The sequence below is a fragment of the Marinomonas algae genome (assembly GCF_047525555.1).
GTDB lineage: Bacteria > Pseudomonadota > Gammaproteobacteria > Pseudomonadales > Marinomonadaceae > Marinomonas.
Genome location: NZ_JBLIXK010000001.1, coordinates 36,253 through 58,884, shown reverse-complemented (window position 1 = coordinate 58,884; position 22,632 = coordinate 36,253). Strand labels below are relative to the sequence as shown.

Here is a 22,632-nt window from a genome sequence, read left to right as displayed (position 1 = left end):
CGGCCTCAGGGCTGTTAAACCAGAAAGTAACGCGATTGATTACTTGCTACGAATCGCTTCAAGTAATTCTGTTGCGCCAATGCTTGCTGCAAATTTATCTTGAACAGGTTTAACCATGACTAGCAGTTTCTCACGGTTGGCAAATTCAGATACTTTGATCTGACCTGCATCTGCCATTTGCTTAAGTTTGATTGCGTCTTCACGGGACTCAAGTTCACGACCGTATGCACCGGCTTCTTTGCCTGCTTTTTTGATAGCAGCTTGAAGGTCAGCAGGTAATTTACGGAAGCTTTTACCACTAAATACGATAGGACGTACCGTGATAGTATGAGCTGTTTTTGTTACATGTGGTGCCACTTCATAGAACTTAAGGTTTTGGATACTTGCGGCTTCATTTTCAAGACCGCTCACTACGCCAGTTTGAATCGCGTTATAAACTTCGTTATAAGCAATTGCAGAAGGTGCTGCGCCGATCGCATTAAAGATCTGGGCCTGAATCGGAGCACCCATTACACGCATTTTGTGACCAGAAAGCTCTTCAAAGTTGCTGACTTTTTTACTAGAAATTAGGTTGCGAGTACCACCGCCAGCATAACCAACAATTACTATATCGGCTTTATCAGACAGTTCCTTTTCAAGAGGAGCAAGGATGTTGCTAGACAAGACCGCATTCCAATGATCGAGATCACGGAACAAGAATGGCATATCCATAAGAGGAATAGAGGGTGCGAAGCGAGCCATATTGGATGGGGCTAAGATGGTGTAGTCGATAGCAACACCTTGATTCAAGAAAGTCACATAATCTTTTTCAACACCAAACTCACCGTTCAAACGCAAATCAAAGTCAACGTCACCTTTGTAATACTGGTTTACAAGGTCACCGAATTTAACCATGGTTTTTGTGAAGGTGTGATTGTCATCGAACATGCTGGCACCACGAAGTGTTACCGCATTTACAGGAGCGATTAGTGCTGCGAATGTAGCACCAACCAAAGTAGCTTTCATGATTTTTTTAACATTAAATTTCATCATTTTCTTATCCTTATTATTATGATTGTGTTTTAAAGTAACAATTGTCATGCAATAGCACTTAAACACTCAAATTTACTATATTGAAAACGAATCATACTGTTTATGTATGACTTTATATGTTTGTCTAATATATTTTCCTCTTATTTTATATGTTTTTAATGGTTATCTATTTACTTGAAAATAATTAACATACTGAAAATTCTTTCATTTTTGTTAATTATAATTTTCAAACAGTATGATCGACTATTTGAAACTAAATATAATTCTTTTACATTTTTATCTGAACAGGATTAGAGCTAAATAAATAACCATCAAAATTTGGTGATTGGTGCTCAGATAATAGTAATAAGGTATCTTTTACATTTTCTAAATGTCGCCACATGGCATTGCGTGCCGCTTCAGGTTTCTTTTGTTGAATGGCTAATAAAATATCTTCGTGATCCACAAGCCATTGTTTTCTGTATGTTTGGTCTATTATGTGGCGGTGTAATTGTTTCCACATTGGGCTTTTTTCACGTCTCTCCCAGAGGCTTTCCACCAAATCGACCAACACACTGTTTTGAGTCGCTTCGGCAATCGCGAGGTGGAAAAGCTTATCGGCATCATGATTATTATCTGGTACTTCGATACTTTGTTTTTCTAGCTCTAATGCGTCACGCATTTTTATAATGTCTTTCTTGGTTGCTTGTGTTGCTGCAAATTCAGCCACATGGCTCTCAAGTAGCTGCCTTGCTTGCATCATTTCAAAAGGCCCAACATCATCTTTATCTACAGAAGATTCAAACTCTTTTTCTGGCAAATTTTCTGTTGGTTGTTTGATTAAATAGATACCACTGCCTTTTTTAACTTCAACAAGCCCCATTAGTTCTAGCATGATTAAAGCTTCTCGCACGACTGCGCGACTTACACCTAAGCTTTCTGCAATATCTCGTTCAGGAGGCAGCCTGTCGCCAACACTAAAACGGCTGTCGCTTAGTTCTTCGTATAGTTTCAATCCAATTTCTTGGTATAGACGTTTTGGCTTAGTAAATGTCTCTATCATTAATCTAAATCTGCTTATTGGCTCATCTGAGCATTTGGTATGAGTGTTAATCTAAAGGCATAACAAAAACTGGTCAACCAATTTTTTATTTGGTTGACCATAAAAAATCTTTGGTTCAATATGTTGCTCACATTTTAAGTTGTTTGTTCGATTGGCATGTTGAATTTAATGAAGGTGGCAGTGTGAAAAGTTTTATGACAGAAGATTTTTTACTTACAACGGAAACCGCTAGGCGCTTGTACCATGAGTATGCCGTTGAGCAGCCGATTTACGACTACCATTGCCATCTGAATCCTCAAGAAATTGCTGAAAATCGCTGCTTTAATGATCTTGGTGAAATTTGGTTAGAAGGCGATCACTACAAATGGCGAGCAATGCGTGCTGCTGGTGTAGAAGAGCGCTTGATCACAGGCGATGCAAGTTTTAAAGACAAGTATCAGGCTTGGTCACACACGGTTCCACAATGTATTGGTAACCCGATTTATCACTGGACGCATTTGGAATTACGTCGTCCTTTTGGATTGTCTGATGTGATTTTTTCGCCCGATACTGCTCCTGAGATTTGGGATCAATGTAATGAAATACTGAAACAGCCGGCGTTTTCAGCGCGCGGTATTATGCAACAAATGAATGTAAAAATGGTGGGTACCACGGACGATCCTGCGGATGATTTAGCACATCATAAATTTATCGCCAATGACGAGACGTTTGATATTGAAGTCACACCAAGCTGGCGACCGGATCGTGCCTTTAAGGTGGATCATATTGGTTTCACTGATTACCTGAGCAAGCTTGGTCAAGCGGCAAATATAAACATTTTGCGCTTTAGTGATTTGATTGATGCTTTGGCGAAACGCCTTGAGGTGTTTGACGCTCATGGTTGCCGCAGCGCTGATCATGGCATTGAAATCATGCGTTATGCCAATGAGCCAAAGGAAATGGATCTGGACGCTATTTTATCCAAACGGATGAATGAACAACCATTAACCGAGCTTGAAATTGCACAATTTTCGAGTGCAGTTCAAGTGTGGTTGGGCAAACAATACGCCAAAAAAGGTTGGGTGATGCAACTGCATATTGGTGCACGTCGCAATAATGCCTCACGAATGTTTAAGTTGTTAGGTGGTGATTCAGGGTTCGATTCAATGGATGACCGTGCTTTTGCTGAGCCTTTATCTGGTTTTTTAAATGCACTTGACGCAACGGATGAGCTGCCTAAAACCATCTTGTATTGCTTAAACCCGATGCATAACGAAATGTTAGCAACCATGGCGGGTAACTTCCAAGGGGGTGGTGTTGCAGGTAAGGTGCAGTTTGGTTCTGGCTGGTGGTTCAATGATCAATTGGATGGCATGCAAAGGCAGCTTACCAGTGTGGCGCAAATGGGATTGCTCAGTCAATTTGTTGGCATGCTAACGGACTCTCGTAGCTTTTTGTCCTATACGCGCCATGAGTATTTTCGCAGATTGCTGTGTGAAATGATCGGTGGTTGGGTAGAGCGAGGTGAAGCGCCTGCGGACCTAGCGTTATTAGGAAACATGGTGACAAATATTTGCGCAGGCAATGCTAAAAAATATTTCAACCTATAGGGCTGATTATTCCCTTTATTTAAGTAATTGCTGAATACAACGCGTCATCAAGGATTATTATGAATATAAAAACAATAAACACGTTATATGCGCCAGAAGATATTGCTATTGGCATCGTACATATTGGCTTGGGTGCTTTTCATCGTGCACATCAAGCGGTTTATGTCGAAAAAAACCTAAACCGTAACCTTGGTGGTGATTGGGGGATATGTGCTGTTAATATTCGCTCCAATAGACAGTTGGTTGACCAATTAAAAGCACAAAGCTGCCGCTACCATATCGCAGAGTATACAGACAATCAGCACGCTGAATTGAGAGAAATTAACGCCATCAGAGACGCTTTATTTGCGGGGGAAGACAAAGAGGCTTTATTTGAAAAGCTGCTATCGCCTCATACCAAAATAGTGACTCTAACGGTCACTGAAAAAGGCTATTACGTCACGCCATCAGATAAAAAACTACGTCGCGATGACCCAAGCATTCAGCATGATATGCAATCGCCAACCACACCGAAAACAGCACCAGGTATTTTGGTGGAAGCCTTATTTCGTCGTAAAGCATTAGGCTTAGCGCCGTTTACTATTTTGTCTTGTGACAATATGCCAAATAACGGCGAAATAACACGTCAAGCCGTGTGCGAATTAGCGTCACTTCGATCTGAAGAATTTGCCAAATGGATTAAAGAAAGCGTGGCGTTTCCTTGCTCTATGGTGGATAGAATTGTGCCCGCCATGACAGATGAATCACGAGCGCGATTACAAGCTGAATTAGATTGTAATGATCCAAATGCAGTGATGTGTGAAGCCTTTAGCCAATGGGTTGTGGAAGATAACTTTCCATTAGGTCGACCAGATTGGGAATTGGATGGTGTTCAAATGGTAAAAGATGTTCACCCATTTGAAACCATGAAGCTGCGTTTGTTAAATGGCAGTCATTCTTTGCTGGCCTATGTTGGCTCCGCAGCAAAACTAAACACAGTTGCAGACGCCGCAGCAGACCCAAAATTGGTTGCCTTGATTCGTCACTATATGACTCTAGAGGCTGCACCTACTTTGGATATGCCAGAAAGCGTTGATGTTCAAGCTTACATAGAGAATCTCATTCGACGTTTTTCAAACGACAGCTTGCAGCACAAGTTGGCGCAGATCGGTATGGATGGATCACAAAAAATTCCTCAGCGCTGGTTGCCGGTAGCTGAAAATAGATTGGCTTTAAATCAAGAAATACCAGCGATTGCATTAGGGGTTGCCGCTTGGCTTTTTTATGTTCGTGGAGAATCTGTAACAGGCCAAACACACATTGTTGATGACCCAATGTCGCAAACATTTAGCGAGATTCATGCTCGTAACTCAGATCCAGAAAGCCTTATTCGAGAGATGCTGACATCAGAAAGCGTTTTCCCAGAAAGCCTCAGACAAGACGAAGGCTTCTTTCAATCCGTTTTGAAATCTTATTTAACATTGACAACAAAGGGTGTGGTTGACTGCTTGCAGTTCGATCAACCTGATACAACACGTTTCGGAGAATAGAATGGAACATACTTGGCGTTGGTTCGGACCAAATGATGACACAACCTTAATAGACATTCGTCAATGTGGTGCAACAGGCGTTGTTACTGCGTTACATGAAATTCCTAATGGCGATGTTTGGCCTATTGAAGCCATACAAGCGCGTAAAACTATGATCGAAAGTCATGGCTTGCGTTGGTCTGTGGTGGAGAGCGTCCCTGTACATGAAGACATTAAAAAGCGCACAGGGAAGTATCTTGAATACATAGAGAACTACAAGCAAACACTTGCGAATTTATCCGCCTGTGGCATAGACACTGTGTGTTACAACTTTATGCCTGTTTTGGATTGGACGCGTACCGATTTGGCCTATGAATTGCCGGATGGTTCCCGCGCACTTCGATTTGATCAAACTGCATTTGCGGCGTTTGAACTCTATATTTTAGAACGCAAAGGCGCAGAGCTGGAATACAGTGATGCAGAAAAAGCCGAAGCAAAAACCTTCCTTGAAAACTTAAAAGAGGAAGATAAAAATCGCTTAGTTGCCAACATCATTGCAGGCTTACCCGGTGCGGAGGAAAGCTACACGCTAGAGCAATTCCGTGACAAATTAGCGGAATACGACCATATCGACCGAGACGGACTTCGTCAGAGCCTCAAATTCTTTTTGGAAGCGATTGTGCCTGTTGCAGAGCAGGGTGGATTGAAGCTAGCGATTCACCCAGATGATCCGCCGCGTCCTATTCTAGGCTTGCCGCGCGTTGTATCAGTCAAAGACGATGTGCAATGGTTGTTGGACGCAGTACCAAGCGCTTCAAACGGCATTACCTTGTGTACAGGTTCTTACGGTGTGCGTGCAGATAATGACTTGGTCGACATGATTGAGCGCTTTGGATCAAATATCTTTTTCACTCATTTGAGATCTACAAAGCGAGAAGAAGTGGCTGGTAGCTTCCATGAAGCCTCTCACCTTGGCGGTGATGTAGACATGGTTGGTGTAGTGAGTGCCTTAATTAAAGAAGAGCAAAAGCGTGAAGGTAGCGATGCTTTTCACCTGATTCCAATGAGACCGGATCATGGTCATCAAATCCTGAATGACTTGGCGAAAGACGCAAAACCTGGCTATTCGACATTAGGAAGAATGAAAGGGCTTGCTGAAGTTCGTGGTTTAGAAATGGGCTTAAAAAGCATGCTTAAAGCATCTAAATAAAAATGCTTTAGAATAGGGTGAATAAAAAATGCCTTCTGTCTCGTTGGGACAGAAGGCATTTTTGTATGAGTTAGCTAGGCGTATTGCTGCGCTTTAACTGCATACGGCGTAAGAATTCCGACATGATGTGCATATAAAGTTCATCACCCAGATATTTGTCTTCCACGCCACGGTCAATACTTGGGTTATCATTCACTTCAATGACGTAACCACGGCCATTAATTTCTTTTACATCTACACCATATAAACCGTCGCCAATGGGTTTGGTGGCGGCAATAGCAGCTTGTAACACCCGTCTTGGTACTTCAAACGTTGGCAAGGTATCAAAACCACCACTTTGGCTTTTGGTTCCGCTGTGTTGATAAATCTGCCAATGGTTTTTCACCATATAATAACGACAAGCAAAGATAGGCTTGTTGTTTAACACGCCAATACGCCAGTCAAATTCAGTGTACAAATATTCTTGCACCAATAATAAAGACGACTTTTTGAATAAAGTATTCAAGCTTTCCGTCAATGCTTCACGGTTTTCCGCTTTTATCACACCTTTTGAAAATGCGCCGTCCGGGATTTTCACTACCATTGGGTAGTTGATAACCGCCTCCAACGCCTCTTCTACGTCTTTTTCCCCTTTATGCACAATACGTGTTTTTGGGCATGGCACTTTGTGGGTGTTAAACAAATCGGCCAAATAGACTTTATTGGTGCAACGCATAATGGATTGCGGATCGTCCATGACAACCAAACCAGCGGCTTCAGCTTTTTTCGCAAAACGATAAGTATGATGATCAATGTTTGTTGTTTCACGAATGAATAAACCATCGTATTCTGACAAGCGCATGATGTCTTTCGGGCCAATCATGTCGACCTGAATGCCCAGTTGCTTGCCTGCTTGCACAAACTTCTTCAGAGCCTGAGCATCACTTGGCGGCATGGCTTCTTCTGGGTTGACCAACATAGCCAAGTCAAACTTCGCAGTCCGCAAAGCACGACTCTTATTCCATACCTTGGTACTAAAGGCTTCCAAGGATTCTGCAAACAAGGTTTCTTCTTCGTCATTTAAGTTCTTGTGCGAAGTGACCTGCAAATCACTCACTTGCCAGGTTTTACGAAACTTTAATTTCACTTCTAATACAGGGCAAGCAAAGGCTTCGAACATCTTTCGAGCGAATTCTTTCATTTCTGGTTGCGTGCTTTTGCCAAACACACAATGAAAGCTCAATTCCGTTGGCGCTTCTGGCGTACCCAGTTTTTGGGCAAGCGCAGGCAGTAATTGTGCGACTTGCATCTCATACAGGGCTTTTTTACTGATGTCATTTAAGACACGAACAGAAGGCATAACGTGATGACCACGGCTTTCTGCCAACAGAGAACAGTAATATCCGTCAGACAAATATTTACTGCTTTTACAAAGGTTGATGATGCGCGTTCGTCCTTGGCTTTTGGTTGCCAAGTTCAAATATTGCGTAAAAGTGATGACTCGATCACTGGGTAAAAACGCAGACCAATCTTTGGCCTGATCAACAACAATGTACGTCTGTGACATTGGCTTTGTATTTCCTTCTAAATAGACTCTATTGAGTTTGCTTGTAATGCCTTTCTGAAGGGCGTTTCAGCGTTGTTTATACGCCTTTAATTTGAGCGGATAATGCGCCTGTTTTGATCATTTAACAATCGTTTTTTATCGTAAAAAATAAATATTTTTTGATTAATTATTAAGCTATCTTTTTAAAACTTTTCGTCCTAGAATGCGCGAAATTTTCGTCGTTCTGTTTAATCTATCGCAAGAGTTAAAGGATCGACTTTGGTAACTTTTTGCCCTTTCCTGAGGCGACCTAATGTCTTCAAACCGCTCCATAACAACTACTGATCCTGCATCAGATTTAGCTTCTTTAAATATCGATATTCGTCCCGCGACAATGGACGATTTAAAAGCCTTACTCGCACTCGAAGAAAGCGCATTTTCTGGTGACCGCTTAAACCGACGAAGCTTTCGCCGAGCAATCAGCAGCACAGGCTCGTCTTTATTAGTCGCCGTTGGAAACGAACAGAATTTACTAGGTTATGCGCTGTTGCATCTTCGACAAGGAACAAGGTTGGCACGCTTATATTCCCTTGCAGTGTCGCCAAAGGCTCGTGGATTAGGAATTGGAAAACAGTTAATACAAGCCTGCGAGCACAAAGCCATTAAAAAAGGTAAAAACTTACTGCGTTTAGAAGTCAGTGACGTGAACAAAAGTGCCATCGCCTTATATCAAGCCATGGGATATCGTGAGTTTGGCCATTACGACGCCTACTACGAAGACCAAACAGACGCCATTCGCATGCAAAAAACATTGCGTTATCTAAGCAGCGAACAAACATCTCGCCCTTTACCATGGTTAGCGCAAGGCACCCCATTTACCTGTGGCCCGGCTTCACTGCAAATGGTGTTGTCTGCTTTAAGCCCTGACTATCAAGCCACACCAAACGACGAATTAGAAATTTGGCGAGAAGCAACCACCATCTTCATGACATCCGGTCATGGTGGTTGTCATCCAATGGGCTTAGCTCTAGCAGCACAGAAACGAGGTTTAACCGCTGAAATATGGCTAAGCGAACAAGCGCCTTTATTTGTCGCTGGGGTGCGAGATGAATTGAAAAAAGAAGTGATAACGCGAGTACATGAAAGCTTTAGCGAGCAATGTGCCACAGCAAAGTTAGCAGTGCACTATTCTGTTATGCCATTAGAACAATTAATTCGTGCTTTTGAATCTGGCGCTTTACCAATCATCTTGATCAGTACTTATCGAATGGATGGAAAAAAAGCCCCTCATTGGGTTGTCATGTCAGGCTACGACGAACATTGTATTCTGGTGCATGACCCAGACTATGAAGCCAAAGACGATACACAAAACCCATTGGATTGCCAATTTGTCCCCATTGCTCGTAATGAGTTTGAGAAAATGTCTCGCTTTGGTCAGAGCCGTTTGCAAGCGACTGTTGTGTTGAGTTTTTAAAGTTCTTTCTTATTGCACAAAAATACAAGCGGAGCGCTTTCAGTCCTGACACAATAAGGAAAATCAATAAATGGAGGATGTTAGATGAAAGTGGCTTTTACCAGTGACAACATCGCGGGTGCGTCAGATTCTGTCATGGCAGCGATAATGGCTGCGAATCAGGGCGATACAATGCCTTATGGAAATGATGATTACACAGCACAAGTGACGCGCATGTTTACTGAGCTTTTTGAATGTGATGTGGATGTCTTTTTGGTTTCCACAGGAACAGCGGCAAATGTATTAAGTTTAAGTGTGATGACACCACCGTGGGGAAGTGTGCTTTGTCACTCAGAAAGCCATATTTTGAATGATGAATGCTCAGCTCCTGAATTTTATACAGGTGGCGCCCGTTTGGTTGGGATTGGCGGTAAAGACGCGAAAATCGATCCTGTTAAATTAAAAGCGCTAGCTCACCAAAAAAAAGGCGATGTACATTCTTGTCAGCCTTCCTCTGTGAGCGTGTCGCAAGTGACAGAAGTCGGTAGTGTTTACACTTTAGAAGAATTGAAAGCCATTACAGCGATTGCAAAAGAAACAGGCTTGCCTGTTCATATGGATGGAGCGCGTTTTGCCAATGCTTTGGTTGCTTTAGGTTGTACGCCTGCTGAGATGACTTGGAAAGCGGGCGTGGATATTTTGTCTTTTGGGGCAACGAAAAATGGTGCCATGACAGCGGAAGCCATTGTGGTATTCAAAAAGTCTTTGGCGAAAGACTTGGGGCACCTTCGCAAACGTGGCGGACATTTGCATTCTAAGATGCGTTTATTAGCGTCACAAATGATTGCTTATTTGACGGACGAGCTGTGGCGAATCAATGCTGAGCATGCGAACGCTATGATGTCGCTTTTACAGGATGGTTTGAAAGATATTCCAGGTGTGAAAATTAATACGCCAGCTCAAGCAAACATGCTCTTTTGCACTATGCCAACACCTATGATTGAGCACTTATTAGCTGAAGGTTATGCTTTTTACACAGGGCGTTGGGCCGAAGGCGTTGTTCGTCTAGTGACGTCTTTTCGTACGCCAAAAGAAGGCGTAGAAGCTTTTGTCGAGAGTGCGAAGCGTTTTGCAGAACAGGGCGTTTAACCTCGTTTAAGCTAAGTGCTTAAAAATTAGCTTCATCTAAATAAAAGAGCCAGTGAATATTGGATATTCACTGGCTCTTTTGGTTTTCAATCGCTTTATTTAGAGGTTTATTTCTCAAGCAATAGATTTGGTAGTGTCATTGAAATTGATGGAATGAAAGTCACTAAAATCAATGCAGCTAACATGGCGATATAGAATGGCCAGATGGTTTTAACGGCTTTTTGAATCGTTACCTTACCGACAACGCAGCCGACAAATAAGCAGGCACCTACTGGAGGAGTACAAAGTCCTAGCCCCAAGTTCATCATCATCATAATGCCAAAGTGGACAGGATCCATACCAAAGCCCGCTGCAATAGGCAGGAATATTGGTGTACAGATAAGAATAAGTGCCGCCATATCCATGATCATTCCTAAGCATAAAAGCAAAAGATTGAGCATGATTAGAATCATGATTGGATTATCAGAGATCGACGTGATGAAAGCTGACATAACAGCAGGCACTTGATAAAACGCCAACATGTAGCCAAAAGCAGAAGCACTACCGATGAGGATCATCACCATGCCTGTAGTTCTGATGGATCCTGTAACGGCCAACACAAACCCTTTGAAGTCCATTGTTCGATATACAAGAAAAGATACCAACATTGCATAGACGGCACCAATAGCACCAGATTCTGTAACAGTGAAAATGCCAGACAAGGTGCCGCCCACAACGATAATGGCAGTAATCAAACCAGGTACTGACGCAAGGAAGGAGAGAGCTAATATTTTTAAGCCAACAAAAGGTTCCGTTGGGAATTTTTTCTTGATAGCAATCCAGCGAGCGACACAGGCAAGTAAGACACACATTAATATGCCAGGAACGATACCTGCCATAAATAGACTTGAGATGGATATACCGCCACCGGCAGCAACAACATATAAAATCATGTTATGGCTAGGAGGAATTACAATACCGGCAATAGAGGAGGTGACTGTTACGTTTACGGCGAAATCGTCGTCATAACCTTTTTCCTTCATGACAGGAATAAGCAAAGAGCCTAATGCTGAAATATCTGCGACGGCGGAACCTGAAATACCACCGAAAAGCATACTAGAGAAGATGTTTACTTGCGCAAGGCCGCCACGCATCCAGCCAACAGACGCTGCTGCAAAACGAATTAACCTAGCTGCGATGCCGCCGTGTAGCATCAACTCACCAGCAAAAATGAAAAAAGGAACAGCAAGTAAGGCAAATGTAGACATACCAGCGACTATGCGTTGGAAACCTACCATAAGTGGTAGACCTTCAAACATAAAAGCAGAAATAGCTGCGATAGCCAAAGCAAAGGCCACAGGAACGCCCATAACCATAACAAGAGCAAAAACACCAAGTAAAATAGCTAAGCCCATTTTATTTATTCTCCTGGTTAATGGTTGTAGGACGTATTAATTGATTCAAGGTTCTGACAACTCGATCAAGTGAAAAAATAAATATTAACGCCCCCGATATAATCACTGGGTAGTATCGAAAAGCGGCACTAATATCTAGAAGAGGAATTCTTTTTGCTGCAGAAAACTGAGCTAAATCAATTGCGCTAGATGCCATGAGAAATCCAAAGATTCCCATAATAATATCGGCTAGAAGCCCAATAAATATTTGTCCGGACACAGGTAAAAATTGAGTGAAAATATCGACACTTAAATGTGTTCTTTCATGAATACCAACAGAAGCGGTTAAAAACCCAATAGTGATGACAAGTAATAAAGAAAGTTGCTCAACCCATGTAGGCGTGTCATTTAGAACATAGCGTCCATAAACTAGCCAAGCGAAAGTAAAAACTAAAACGAGCATGCCAAGACCGGAAATCAAGTTGACGAGTCGTTTAACATAAACAAGTAATGTGTCGTATACCTGAAGGATATTGATTTTATTCATAATGAGCCTCAAAAAGCGGGAACTCAAAAAAACGGAAAACAGATTAAAAGCGGGAACAGATCAAATCATGTTCCCGCTTGTTATCACCTAATCGACTTTTTTAATGTCTTCAATGTACGACGCTAAGATAGGCGTTGCTTTGATGGCTTTTTCATACACAGGCCCCATTAAGTCAGAAAATGCTTTAGGGTCGTCTACTTCGTTGAACTTCACGCCAGCTTTCTCAGCAAGCTCACGACTTGCTTTAACTCGTTTGGCCCAAAGTTCACGCTGCATAGCAACACTTTTATCTGCTTCACGTTGCACAATTACTTTGTCTTCTTCAGACAGACTATTCCAAGCTTTTGTACTTACGCAAAGGCATTCAGGAATAATAAGGTGGTTTGACATAGAGTAGTATTTAGCCACTTCATAGTGGTTGGAAGATTCGAATGATGGTGGATTGTTTTCAGCACCATCTACGACACCCGTTTTTAGTGATTGGTACACTTCACTGTAGGCCATAGGCGTTGCGTTACCGCCAAGTTCAGCAACCATGTCTACATACAGTTCGTTGTTCATTACACGGAACTTCATTCCGTTTACGTCACTAGGCTTTGAGATAGGCTTAGTATTGTTGTAGAAAGAACGTGAACCTGCATCATACCAACCGATCGCCATGATGCCTGAAGGTGCCATATCATTACTTAGGCGTTTACCAAAAGGGCCATCCATTACACGATACATGTGATCGACATCTTTAAAGATGAAAGGTAGGGATACGATATTGGTTTCAGGAATTTCGGTACCCATTGGCCCTAAACTAAAACCAGCAAAATGAATAGAGCCGATTTGCATCATTTGGATCGCATCACCTTGGCTGCCTAAAACACCACCATGGTAAAGGTTTCCAGAGACACGACCATCGGTCGCTTCTTCAACATTTTCAATGAAAGAGTCAAGAGCGTCACTGATAGGGTAGTTTTGAGTATGGATATTCCAGCCAGTCCATGCGGAAAGTGCGGAACCAGAGAAGGCAAGGCCAGCAGCAAGTGCAGCAGATGCGATAAGAGTTTTTTTCATTGTTTTTATCCTCTTTTTTATTTTTTGTGTGCTTTTAAAAAAGCGTTTTTTATTATGAGCTTTAATTTCTAACGCATCTTAATAAGAATGACAATAGTGCTATTGTATTATTTTCTCCATTTGGAATTTAAATCATTGAAAATTAAAGAATGATTGGTATGTATTAATATGTAATGTAGCGATTTATTAAATGTATTTTTTAAAAACGGTTAAGAGATTTTTAAAAAACCTAAATTAGCTGTTTTGGTTTAAGCTGTATGAAGTCGATACTGAGAAGGGGAAATTTGATAAGCCATTTTGAACATGCGATTAAAGTGGCTCTGGTCATAAAAGCCATTGGCTGTGGCAATGTCTGCGATCATCGCTTTTGAATGAGCAAGGCCAATACAGGCTCTTTCGAGTCTGAGGCGCATCAACCAAGCATGTGGTGCAAGGCCGATTTGTTTTTGGAAGCGTCGAATGAATTGAAAACGGGTGAGATCCGTTAAGTTGGCCAATTCATTTAAGGTGATTTTGTTGTGTAAATTGGATTCGCAATAGTCTCTAATTTTTATAAATGCTTGTTTTCCAATCAGATAGTCTTCTTTTAGTTCAGACTTTTTATCCGCTAAATATAAAAGCTCCGCTAAACTGCTTATTAAAAGACTGTCTTTTTGTAAAGCGGCTTGTTCAGACTGCAAAGAGGCTTTTAATTGCAGTAAATTACTGACTAGCTCTGGATGATGAATCACGTTAGGGGCTAATTGCTGATGAACGTCATGGTATTGGCTATCAAAAAAGAAGGTATTTAATCGATCGGGTGAAATCCGGAAAGTGGTTAAGTGATATGTCTCTTCACCTTGTTCATTCCCGTTGTGCACGACATCCGGTGGCATAATACAAATATCACCAAGTTTGAGATGATGCTTTTGACCTTCCCATGTTTGGTGCAAAGTGCCTTGGGTAACCAAGCCGATGTGATAATCCAAATGAAAGTGCGGCTGAAATGAGAATTGAGCAGAAGTTGCTTCACCAATGGTGAACCCTGGTAACGCATCAAGATGCTGATAATGAAAAGTATCCTTTATCGTCATGTTGTCATTCTCTGCTTTTAGACTCTAAATAAACATTTACTCTATTAACCTAATGTAACAGTTATTACAAATCATCACGACTGTCTGTACCAAGGTACAATGTTTCTGATGTTCAAGACTCTAACGGTAAATACCTCTATACCGTCAATGTGTTAGGTTCTGATCTTGCGAATACAACTCAAACGAATCCGAATATTACGGTGATCGTTTCAGGAGAAGATGACGCAGGAAACCCTTTCTCAACTCAAACGACAGAAGTCTATTTTATTGAAGAAACGACGTACGCTGATGCTTATGTTTTTCTTGCGGATACCAATTACGATGGTGTAATTACGGAAGGTGAAGCGGAAAACCTGCTGGTTGCAGGCTGGATTCAAACGGCTCACTCTGTTTCTTCTATTGTGATTACGGACAGCGAAGGTGAAACGCTTACGGTTTCCACAGGTGTTACGAGTGATGACGATGGGAGTTGGGTGTATTTTGAAAACTCAATTGATGTCTCTGGGTTATCGAATGGCGCATTAAGCGTGGTTGTTAACGTTGCTGACTCTAGTGGTGTTGTTGCGCCTTCAGAAGCTGAGGTGATTACAAAGGATACTGACGAAGACACAGGTGTTATGTATTTGAGTGACACGGTATCGATCAATGCCAGAATTGCTGAGATTGATGATGCTCAAACTGGATCTGTGGCTGATAGCTCTATTGAAGGAGCAGCATCGGATGATGATTTGAGAGGCGCAAGTGGAAACTCTCAAGACACTATTAACGGTAATGGTGGCGATGATGTTCTGATTGGTGGAAATGGCGCTGATACGCTCATGGGAGCAGAAGGAAATGACATTCTAGTGGGTGGAACGCTTGGTGCTGATGATGACAGCATTGATACATTAACTGGCGGTGCGGGAGAAGATACTTTTGTGCTTTCTCAAAGCCATTCACTCGATGTGATTACAGACTTTAATGCAAAAGATGATCGACTAGATTTAACCGCATTACTTTCTGGTTTGTCTGATAATCCTGGTAGCGGTGCCGATACGGATGCGATCGCTGAATTTCTATCTGCCAATGTGAAAATTCAAGACCAGAGTGTGGAGGTCAATGGCGCTGCTGTTGCTTCCTTTGGAGCAGATTCAAACTTTGATTCAGATAATAGCAGTGCTGTGACTTCTGTTGATGCCATTAAAGTGATTTTTAATGACCAAGAATACAGCATTAACATTGATGGCTAGTTCATGCTTATGTCATCTCTGGAAGTGACAGATGATAAATACAGAAAAACCGAACTGGATATGAAAATTCAGTTCGGTTTTTTTGTGTCTTATGATCTTTAACTCTACAAATTAAAGACTGGCTTGCTCTTGATTTCGCTTCGGCAGTAAAAGTGAAATGAGGCTGGCGAAAAGTAGGAAAGCGCATGACACCCATAAACAGCTGATTAGACCGTATTCTTGGTAAATCCACCCGGAAAATAATGTTCCAATTAAACGTCCCATGGCATTGGCCATATAATAAAAGCCAACATCCATTGATACGCCATCTTTACTGGCGAACTGAACAATCAAGTAGCTGTGGAGCGAGGAATTTACAGCAAAAACAGCACCGAACACAATCAGCCCGCCTAGTAATATGGCTTGTGGGTAGAATGACGACTGCAAACCAATCGCAATACCTGCCGGTAAAATCGTCAATGCCAGTGCCCATAAAGTAACCACTTTGGCGCCAGGGACTTGCTTGCTGCGTTTTCCTGTTATGTGAGGTGCGAGACTCTGAACGATTCCGTAACCAATAACCCAAAGAGCAAGAAAACCGCCGACAGTCCAATGATCCCAGCCAAACTGGCTGCTTAAGTAAACCGGTAGCGCGACCACAAACCAGACGTCTCTTGCGCCAAAAAGGAACATGCGTGCTGCAGAGAGAATATTGATTTCTTTGCTTTTAGAGAAAATTTCAGAAAACTTAGGCTTGCTTGTCGATTTACCAAGGTCTTCTTTTAATTGCCAGATACTGAATGCCCAGATTAAACCAAGGGCCAGCGTCATGATAAGAATAGCTTGATGGAAACCTACTGTGGTTAGTAGTAATCCACCGATAAAAAAACCAATGCCTTTTAAAGCGTTTTTGGAACCGGTTAATACCGCAACCCATTGATAAAGTTGGCCACTTTCACCTTTTGGTACCAATACTTTAATGGAACTTTTAGCACTCATCTTATTTAAGTCTTTGGCGATGCCAGATAAAGCCTGAGCTGCCATAACCCAAATAACTGTTAGCCATGAATCAGGCACCAAGAGCATAGAAAGAGCGAGAATTTGCATGCCAAGGCCTATGTTCATGGTGCGGTTTAATCCCCATTTAGCGCCAAGCCATCCGCCTAATAAATTGGTCACGACACCAAAGGCTTCATAAAAAACAAAGAGTAGGGCGATTTCTAATGCGCCATAGCCTAACCCATAAAAATACAAAACAACCAGCATGCGCAATGCGCCATCGGTTAGGGTAAAGCACCAATAGTTACCAGTTACGATAAGGTACTGGCGAACACTTTGAGAAAGTTGTGAAAGCATAGTTTCGTCTTCAGCTTTTGGTCATAGGATAAAACGGCCTTTCGGCCGTTTAAATGTTTTTTTAGATGGCTTACTTGTCCAAGCGTCCTACTTTTCGCATTAACTCAGCAGTACGATTTGCATAGCCCCACTCATTGTCATACCACACATACAGTTTTACTTGTGTGCCATTGATAACCATGGTGCTTGGTGCATCGATAATGCTAGAGCGAGGGTCGGTTTTGTAATCAATAGAAACCAACGGACGTTCTTCATAACCAAGAATGTCTTTTAACTCGCCTTCGCTGGCGTCTTGAAGCAGTTTGTTGATTTCAGCTTCTGTTGTGGTGCGATCCATTTCAAAAACACAGTCTGTCAGAGAGGCGTTGGTTAATGGAATGCGAACAGCGTGTCCATTCAGCTTGCCTTTAAGTTCTGGGAAAATGTGTGTGATAGCGGTTGCAGAACCCGTTGTCGTTGGAATTAAACTACTACCACAAGCACGTGCACGACGTAGATCTTTATGTGGCGCATCGATGATAGTTTGTGTGTTTGTAATGTCATGAATTGTGGTCATGGAACCGTGTTTGATGCCGATGGATTCATGCAGAACTTTAACCACAGGTGCTAGGCAGTTAGTTGTACAAGACGCTGCTGTCACGATTGGGTGTTGCTGTGGGTCGTAGTCTTTGTCGTTGACGCCCATTACGACGTTCAAAACGCCATCTTCTTTCACAGGAGCGGTAACAACAACGCGTTTTACGCCTTGGTCAAGGTAGGCTTGTAACAGTGCCTTTGTCTTCATGACACCTGTTGCTTCAATAACAACATCACATTCTGACCAATCTGTTGCAGCAATATCTCGATTGCTTGTGCATTTGATTTCTTTACCATTGATTAGAATGCTATCGCCTTCGCTGGTGGCATTGTGGTGCCAACGGCCATGAACGGAGTCGAAATTAACAAGGTGAGCCAATGTTGCAGCGTTACCTGCAAGGTCGTTGATTTGGACAAACTCGACATCGTCCCAATCAAAAGCGGCGCGAAAAGAAAGTCGGCCCATGCGGCCAAATCCGTTGATTCCTACTTTAATGGTCATTTTTTAATCCTGATTGTGTTGAGTGTTGAAAGGTTAGGTTGCAGTTCATTAACAGCATTCGTTTAAACGTTCTGGGCGGTTTCCCATGTTTTTAAGCTGCTCTATGTTCGTTTTTAGCCATTCTGTTTGACTGTTTAGTGTTGTTTGCAAAATTTTTGGAGCCCATTCTGGAAGATCTGGATGTAACTTATAGAACACCCATTGCCCTTGGCGTCTGTCGCTTAATAACCCGCTCTTACGCAACTGAGCAAGATGACGAGAAATCTTTGGTTGTGTTTCATTGAGTGCTTCCATAAGTTCACAGACACACAATTCAGTTGATTGTGTAATTAATAAAAGACATCGGAGTCTTGTGTCGTCAGCTAATGCTTTAAAAAATAAACTTGGGTCCATCTCGATTGCTTTTCTCTTTCGTGTGTTCTTAGGAAGAGAGTATATGGATTTTTGTATATATGTAAAACCATATATTTATATTTGATCGATATTTAATGTAATTGTCATAATTGCTTGCCGTGTAACCAGAACGAAAAAGGTGACTCATTCAATGGTCACCTTTTGATAGCATCACTTGATAACAGTTTTATGAAAAATAGAAATTAGCGCAGAATTAATAGTGGAATATTGCTTTCTATGATCATTTTGCTTGTATTACTACCAACAAAAAACTGCCTTACTTTGGAGTGAGCATAAGCTCCCATCACCATTAATTCGATGTTGTGCTCATTGCGGTATTGGGTAAGAACAGGATAGATTTTTCCTGGCTGAATGCTTGAGGTTACTTGGAAACCTTCTTCTTCAAGAATGTTCTGAGCTTCTTCTAGTTTTGCGCGCCTTTCTTTTGTGTCATCTCCTGCCATGACTAAGTGACAAGGTAAGCCTAATAAAAGAGGGCTTTGCGCAATTCTAGCAATGGCGTTGTCTGCGGCTTCTCGGCCATCATAGGCAATCATAAAGTTTTTAGGCGCTTCGAATTTGCCTACACTAATCAGAATAGGTTTGTGAGAGGTGCGAGCGACTCGCTCTATGTGTGAGCCGATAGTATGAGCGTCCATGGCATGATTCGCACCAAGGCGGCCGAGCACAATAAGACGAGTTTCTTCTTCCAGATCGGAAAGTGTTTCGACGAGGTCGCCGTGACGTTGTAGTAACTCTATTTGTTTTGCGCCAGCTTTTAAGGCGAATGCCTTGGCGTTTTCTAGAATGAGTTTGCCGTGTTCAAGAGCAAGTTTCGCCCGTTGAGCATCTAATGTAATAAGTTCGTCCAAGAGATGCTCTCGGCTCCCAAAACCTATCGTACCAGATAGGTCTTCATCAGTTCTGGGAGATTCCTTCTCTAAGGAGTGCAACAATGTCAGTGGGCAAGCCATTTGTTTTGCAGCCCACACAGAGGCTGTTGTGATGTTTTCTGATAAAGCAGAACCATCGATACAAGCTATTATATTTGTCATTGCTGTACTCCTTATCTCATGATTGCAAAAGAAGAAGGAGAGTGTGATTTTCAGCGGTTAGTTTTTTAGTGACCGCCCATCACTTTTTCTACTTCTTCTGGATTGTTATGAACACCAAATTTATCAACGACTGTTGCGCTGGCTTCATTTAATCCTACGACTTCCACCTCGGCACCTTCGCGGCGGAATTTGATCACAACCTTATCGAGAGCAGATACGGATGTAATATCCCAGAAGTGTGCATCGGATAAATCGATCGTAACCTTTTCAATCGCTTCTTTAAAATCAAAAGAGCCATTAAATTGATCTGACGACGCAAAAAAGACTTGTCCGACCACTTTATAAGTACGGTGATTCGTATTTTCATTTTTGTCGCTTTTAACCACCATGAAGCGGCCAATTTTATTGGCAAAAAACAGAGAAGCTAACAGCACGCCAACAAAAACGCCCAGTGCAAGGTTGTGTGTGGCGACAACAATAGAAACAGTAGCCAACATAACTATATTAGTCGACAGTGGGTGTTTCTTCAGGTTAATAATGGATTCCCAAGAAAAAGTACCAATCGATACCATGATCATGACTGCAACAAGTGCCGCCATTGGGATTTGACCAATAAGTTCGTCAAGGAACACCACCATGATCAACAACAAGAAGCCGGCGATGAAGGTTGATAATCGTCCGCGACCACCGGATTTTACGTTAATGACAGATTGACCAATCATGGCACAACCTGCCATTCCGCCGAACAAACTAGAACCAATGTTTGCAATACCTTGGCCTTTGCATTCGCGGTTTTTGTCACTTGTTGTGTCAGTGAATTCATCCACTATCGTGGCTGTCATCATGGATTCCAGTAAGCCAACAATCGCAAGGCCGATAGAATAAGGCAGGATAATCATCAATGTTTCCAGTGTTAATGGAACATCTGGCCATAGGAAAATAGGCAGAGTATCAGGAAGTTCCCCCATATCCGATACAGTTCGGATATCTAAGCCATAAGCCATAGCGAATGCTGTTAAAACAACAATACACACTAATGGAGAAGGAAGCGCTTTACCGATTACAGGCAGTAAAGGGAAAAGGTAAATGATGCCAAGACCGGCAGCCGTCATTGCGTAAACATGCCAAGTAACGTCGGTTAACTCAGGAAGCTGGGCCATGAATATAAGAATGGCTAAGGCATTTACAAAGCCTGTTACGACAGACCGAGAGACAAACCGCATTAAAGAGCCTAACTTTAAGTATCCTGCAAATATCTGGATGACCCCAGTTAATAAACTAGCCGCAAGCAAATACTCTAAACCATGTTCTTTTACCAATGTCACCATCAATAGTGCCATTGCACCTGTGGCTGCGGAAATCATTCCAGGACGGCCGCCAACAAAAGAGATGATGACAGCAATACAAAATGATGCATATAAGCCAACTTTTGGGTCCACGCCCGCAATAATAGAAAAGGCGATTGCTTCTGGTATGAGGGCAAGAGCAACAACAGTACCAGCGAGGGAATCGCCTTTTATGTTCGAGAACCAATCTCGTTTTATTGAGTCGATCATTTATTACCTTCTATTTTGTAAAAGTATGTAACTTCTTTGTCGAGAGAAGCTTTGAATTAGTATTGAAGTTAATGCGGTGCCAGCTACACGACATACAAGGATAAAGGTATCACTGTACAAAGCAGGCAGAACAAAGGGTAGAGCGCTAATTGATTTATTAGCAAAATATTGAAAAACCCTGAGTTTGAGGAGCATTGAAAACGCGGCGATTATAAAGATTTGGGATATTGATAGCAACGACAATGGTTTTTGAATTATCGGGTTTACGAACTGAAACAAATTAGAGGTATTACTGTACCAAGGTACAATAGCGACTTGTATTTGATTCAACTATTCTGCAATTAATTAAAAATTTATTACGTCTTATCAAGAGTCTAGGAGATTCACCATGAGCGACAATCAAAATACATTTGCAACATTAGGCGACCCTGTTGGTATCGTGACTAAATTAAGTGGGTCAGTCACTGTTCAATCTATTGATGGTCAAACACGAGAGCTCCAGATTGGTGACCAAATTTACTTCGCTGAAACTATTATTACTGGGACAAACTCCAGCGTTACGATTGCTTTTGTTGATGGTACAGAAGTTGTTATCGGCGGCGATTCAATCGTTGAAATTAACGAAGAAGTATATAACCCGGGTACTAGTGAGGAATTAGTTGAAGATGCTACGGCTGAGGCTGAAGCCCTACAGGCTGCGATCTTAGCGGGTGATGACCCGACTCTAGTACAAGAGGCTCCTGCTGCAGGTGAAGAAGTAGAAGAACAAAATCGTGTTGATGTTTCTGTAGAACGAAATGGCAATATCGATTCGTTACCTGCTTATGGTTATGATACCGACGGTGTTGAAAGTGCAAGTGTAGTTGCTTCATTTGATGATACCGATACTGATACTGATACTGATACTGATACTGATACTGATACTGATACTGATACTGATACTGATACTGATACTGATACTGATACAGATAACGAAAGCGCGCCAGTGGTGAGCATCGAGGCGGATGCGGCGAGCGTGACCGAAGGTGACGAAGCAGGCTTCACCGTGAGCATCGACCAGGTGGCGGATGAAGACGTTGTGGTGAGCTTCACCTACAGCGGTGTTGCGGAGAACGGTGACGACTTCACAGGTGTTGCGAGCGTGACGATCCCAGCGGGCTCAACGTCAGCAGACCTAGACATCACGACCCTAGATGACGGCATCTACGAAGGCGCAGAAACCTTCACAGTTAGCATCGACAGCGTGAGCGGAGCGGATGCGACCGTGTCTGAGACAGCAGGCAGCGCGGACGTGAGCATCACAGATAACGAAAGCGCGCCAGTGGTGAGCATCGAGGCGGATGCGGCGAGCGTGACCGAAGGTGACGAAGCAGGCTTCACCGTGAGCATCGACCAGGTGGCGGATGAAGACGTTGTGGTGAGC

The 22,632-nt window shown here is 42.4% G+C and carries 19 protein-coding genes; 7 read left to right on the top strand and 12 right to left on the bottom strand.

Annotated features, from left to right (window positions below):
* Nucleotides 1–39: 39 nt before the first annotated feature.
* Complete coding sequence (locus ACMUMQ_RS00250) at nucleotides 40–1,032, bottom strand: TRAP transporter substrate-binding protein (RefSeq protein ID WP_414680055.1); 993 nt, start codon at nucleotides 1,030–1,032, stop codon at nucleotides 40–42.
* 268 nt (nucleotides 1,033–1,300) lie between these two features.
* Nucleotides 1,301–2,074 (bottom strand): FCD domain-containing protein, encoded by a 774-nt coding sequence (locus tag ACMUMQ_RS00245; RefSeq protein ID WP_414680054.1) that lies wholly within the window; start codon nucleotides 2,072–2,074, stop codon nucleotides 1,301–1,303.
* A gap of 182 nt (nucleotides 2,075–2,256) precedes the next feature.
* Between ACMUMQ_RS00245 and uxaC the strand changes: the two genes are divergently transcribed.
* From uxaC to uxuA, 3 genes are read left to right on the top strand one after another with little or no spacing between them, the layout of a single operon-like run.
* Nucleotides 2,257–3,663 carry a glucuronate isomerase gene (uxaC, locus tag ACMUMQ_RS00240; protein WP_414680053.1) on the top strand — a complete coding sequence of 469 codons (1,407 nt, stop codon included), beginning with the start codon at nucleotides 2,257–2,259 and terminating at the stop codon, nucleotides 3,661–3,663.
* 59 nt (nucleotides 3,664–3,722) lie between these two features.
* Nucleotides 3,723–5,192, top strand: coding sequence for a mannitol dehydrogenase family protein (locus ACMUMQ_RS00235; RefSeq protein ID WP_414680052.1), 1,470 nt, complete (start codon nucleotides 3,723–3,725; stop codon nucleotides 5,190–5,192).
* 1 nt (nucleotide 5,193) lies between these two features.
* A complete protein-coding gene (gene uxuA / locus ACMUMQ_RS00230) occupies nucleotides 5,194–6,381 on the top strand; it encodes a mannonate dehydratase (RefSeq protein WP_414680051.1) in 1,188 nt (395 codons plus the stop codon).
* Between the two features lie 70 nt (nucleotides 6,382–6,451).
* Here the strand turns inward: uxuA and ACMUMQ_RS00225 are convergent, their stop codons facing one another.
* On the bottom strand, nucleotides 6,452–7,927 hold the full coding sequence (locus tag ACMUMQ_RS00225) for a RimK family ATP-grasp domain-containing protein (protein ID WP_414680050.1): 1,476 nt from the start codon (nucleotides 7,925–7,927) through the stop codon (nucleotides 6,452–6,454).
* Between the two features lie 292 nt (nucleotides 7,928–8,219).
* Between ACMUMQ_RS00225 and ACMUMQ_RS00220 the strand changes: the two genes are divergently transcribed.
* On the top strand, nucleotides 8,220–9,380 hold the full coding sequence (locus tag ACMUMQ_RS00220; RefSeq protein WP_414680049.1) for a GNAT family N-acetyltransferase/peptidase C39 family protein: 1,161 nt from the start codon (nucleotides 8,220–8,222) through the stop codon (nucleotides 9,378–9,380).
* 84 nt (nucleotides 9,381–9,464) lie between these two features.
* Nucleotides 9,465–10,508, top strand: a complete 1,044-nt coding sequence (locus tag ACMUMQ_RS00215; protein ID WP_414680048.1) for a threonine aldolase family protein — start codon at nucleotides 9,465–9,467, stop codon at nucleotides 10,506–10,508.
* A 107-nt stretch (nucleotides 10,509–10,615) separates the two neighbouring features.
* Here ACMUMQ_RS00215 and ACMUMQ_RS00210 read toward each other — a convergent pair whose 3' ends face one another.
* From ACMUMQ_RS00210 to ACMUMQ_RS00195, 4 genes are all read right to left on the bottom strand, one after another.
* Nucleotides 10,616–11,902, bottom strand: coding sequence for a TRAP transporter large permease (locus ACMUMQ_RS00210; protein ID WP_414680047.1), 1,287 nt, complete (start codon nucleotides 11,900–11,902; stop codon nucleotides 10,616–10,618).
* A 1-nt stretch (nucleotide 11,903) separates the two neighbouring features.
* Entirely contained in the window at nucleotides 11,904–12,428 is a 525-nt protein-coding gene (locus ACMUMQ_RS00205; protein ID WP_414680046.1) for a TRAP transporter small permease, read from the bottom strand.
* Between the two features lie 87 nt (nucleotides 12,429–12,515).
* Nucleotides 12,516–13,490, bottom strand: a complete 975-nt coding sequence (locus ACMUMQ_RS00200; RefSeq protein ID WP_414680045.1) for a TRAP transporter substrate-binding protein — start codon at nucleotides 13,488–13,490, stop codon at nucleotides 12,516–12,518.
* A 248-nt stretch (nucleotides 13,491–13,738) separates the two neighbouring features.
* A complete protein-coding gene (locus tag ACMUMQ_RS00195; protein ID WP_414680044.1) occupies nucleotides 13,739–14,563 on the bottom strand; it encodes an AraC family transcriptional regulator in 825 nt (274 codons plus the stop codon).
* 149 nt (nucleotides 14,564–14,712) lie between these two features.
* On the opposite strand from ACMUMQ_RS00195, the gene ACMUMQ_RS00190 reads away from it, so the two are divergent.
* Nucleotides 14,713–15,792: a calcium-binding protein gene (locus ACMUMQ_RS00190; protein WP_414680043.1), complete on the top strand. Its 1,080-nt coding sequence runs from the start codon at nucleotides 14,713–14,715 to the stop codon at nucleotides 15,790–15,792.
* Nucleotides 15,793–15,903: 111 nt separating this feature from the next.
* Here the strand turns inward: ACMUMQ_RS00190 and arsJ are convergent, their stop codons facing one another.
* From arsJ to ACMUMQ_RS00165, 5 genes are all read right to left on the bottom strand, one after another.
* The gene (arsJ, locus tag ACMUMQ_RS00185) at nucleotides 15,904–17,127 is read right to left on the bottom strand and encodes an organoarsenical effux MFS transporter ArsJ (protein ID WP_414680042.1); all 1,224 of its coding nucleotides are present in this window, start codon (nucleotides 17,125–17,127) and stop codon (nucleotides 15,904–15,906) included.
* 70 nt (nucleotides 17,128–17,197) lie between these two features.
* Complete coding sequence (locus tag ACMUMQ_RS00180) at nucleotides 17,198–18,205, bottom strand: ArsJ-associated glyceraldehyde-3-phosphate dehydrogenase (RefSeq protein ID WP_414680041.1); 1,008 nt, start codon at nucleotides 18,203–18,205, stop codon at nucleotides 17,198–17,200.
* A 48-nt stretch (nucleotides 18,206–18,253) separates the two neighbouring features.
* Nucleotides 18,254–18,598 carry a metalloregulator ArsR/SmtB family transcription factor gene (locus tag ACMUMQ_RS00175; RefSeq protein WP_414680040.1) on the bottom strand — a complete coding sequence of 115 codons (345 nt, stop codon included), beginning with the start codon at nucleotides 18,596–18,598 and terminating at the stop codon, nucleotides 18,254–18,256.
* 203 nt (nucleotides 18,599–18,801) lie between these two features.
* Nucleotides 18,802–19,653: a universal stress protein gene (locus tag ACMUMQ_RS00170; protein WP_414680039.1), complete on the bottom strand. Its 852-nt coding sequence runs from the start codon at nucleotides 19,651–19,653 to the stop codon at nucleotides 18,802–18,804.
* Nucleotides 19,654–19,718: 65 nt separating this feature from the next.
* Complete coding sequence (locus tag ACMUMQ_RS00165) at nucleotides 19,719–21,209, bottom strand: SulP family inorganic anion transporter (RefSeq protein WP_414680038.1); 1,491 nt, start codon at nucleotides 21,207–21,209, stop codon at nucleotides 19,719–19,721.
* Nucleotides 21,210–21,597: 388 nt separating this feature from the next.
* Between ACMUMQ_RS00165 and ACMUMQ_RS00160 the strand changes: the two genes are divergently transcribed.
* The coding region (locus ACMUMQ_RS00160) for a retention module-containing protein (RefSeq protein WP_414680037.1) at nucleotides 21,598–22,632 on the top strand (1,035 nt) is incomplete at its 3' end.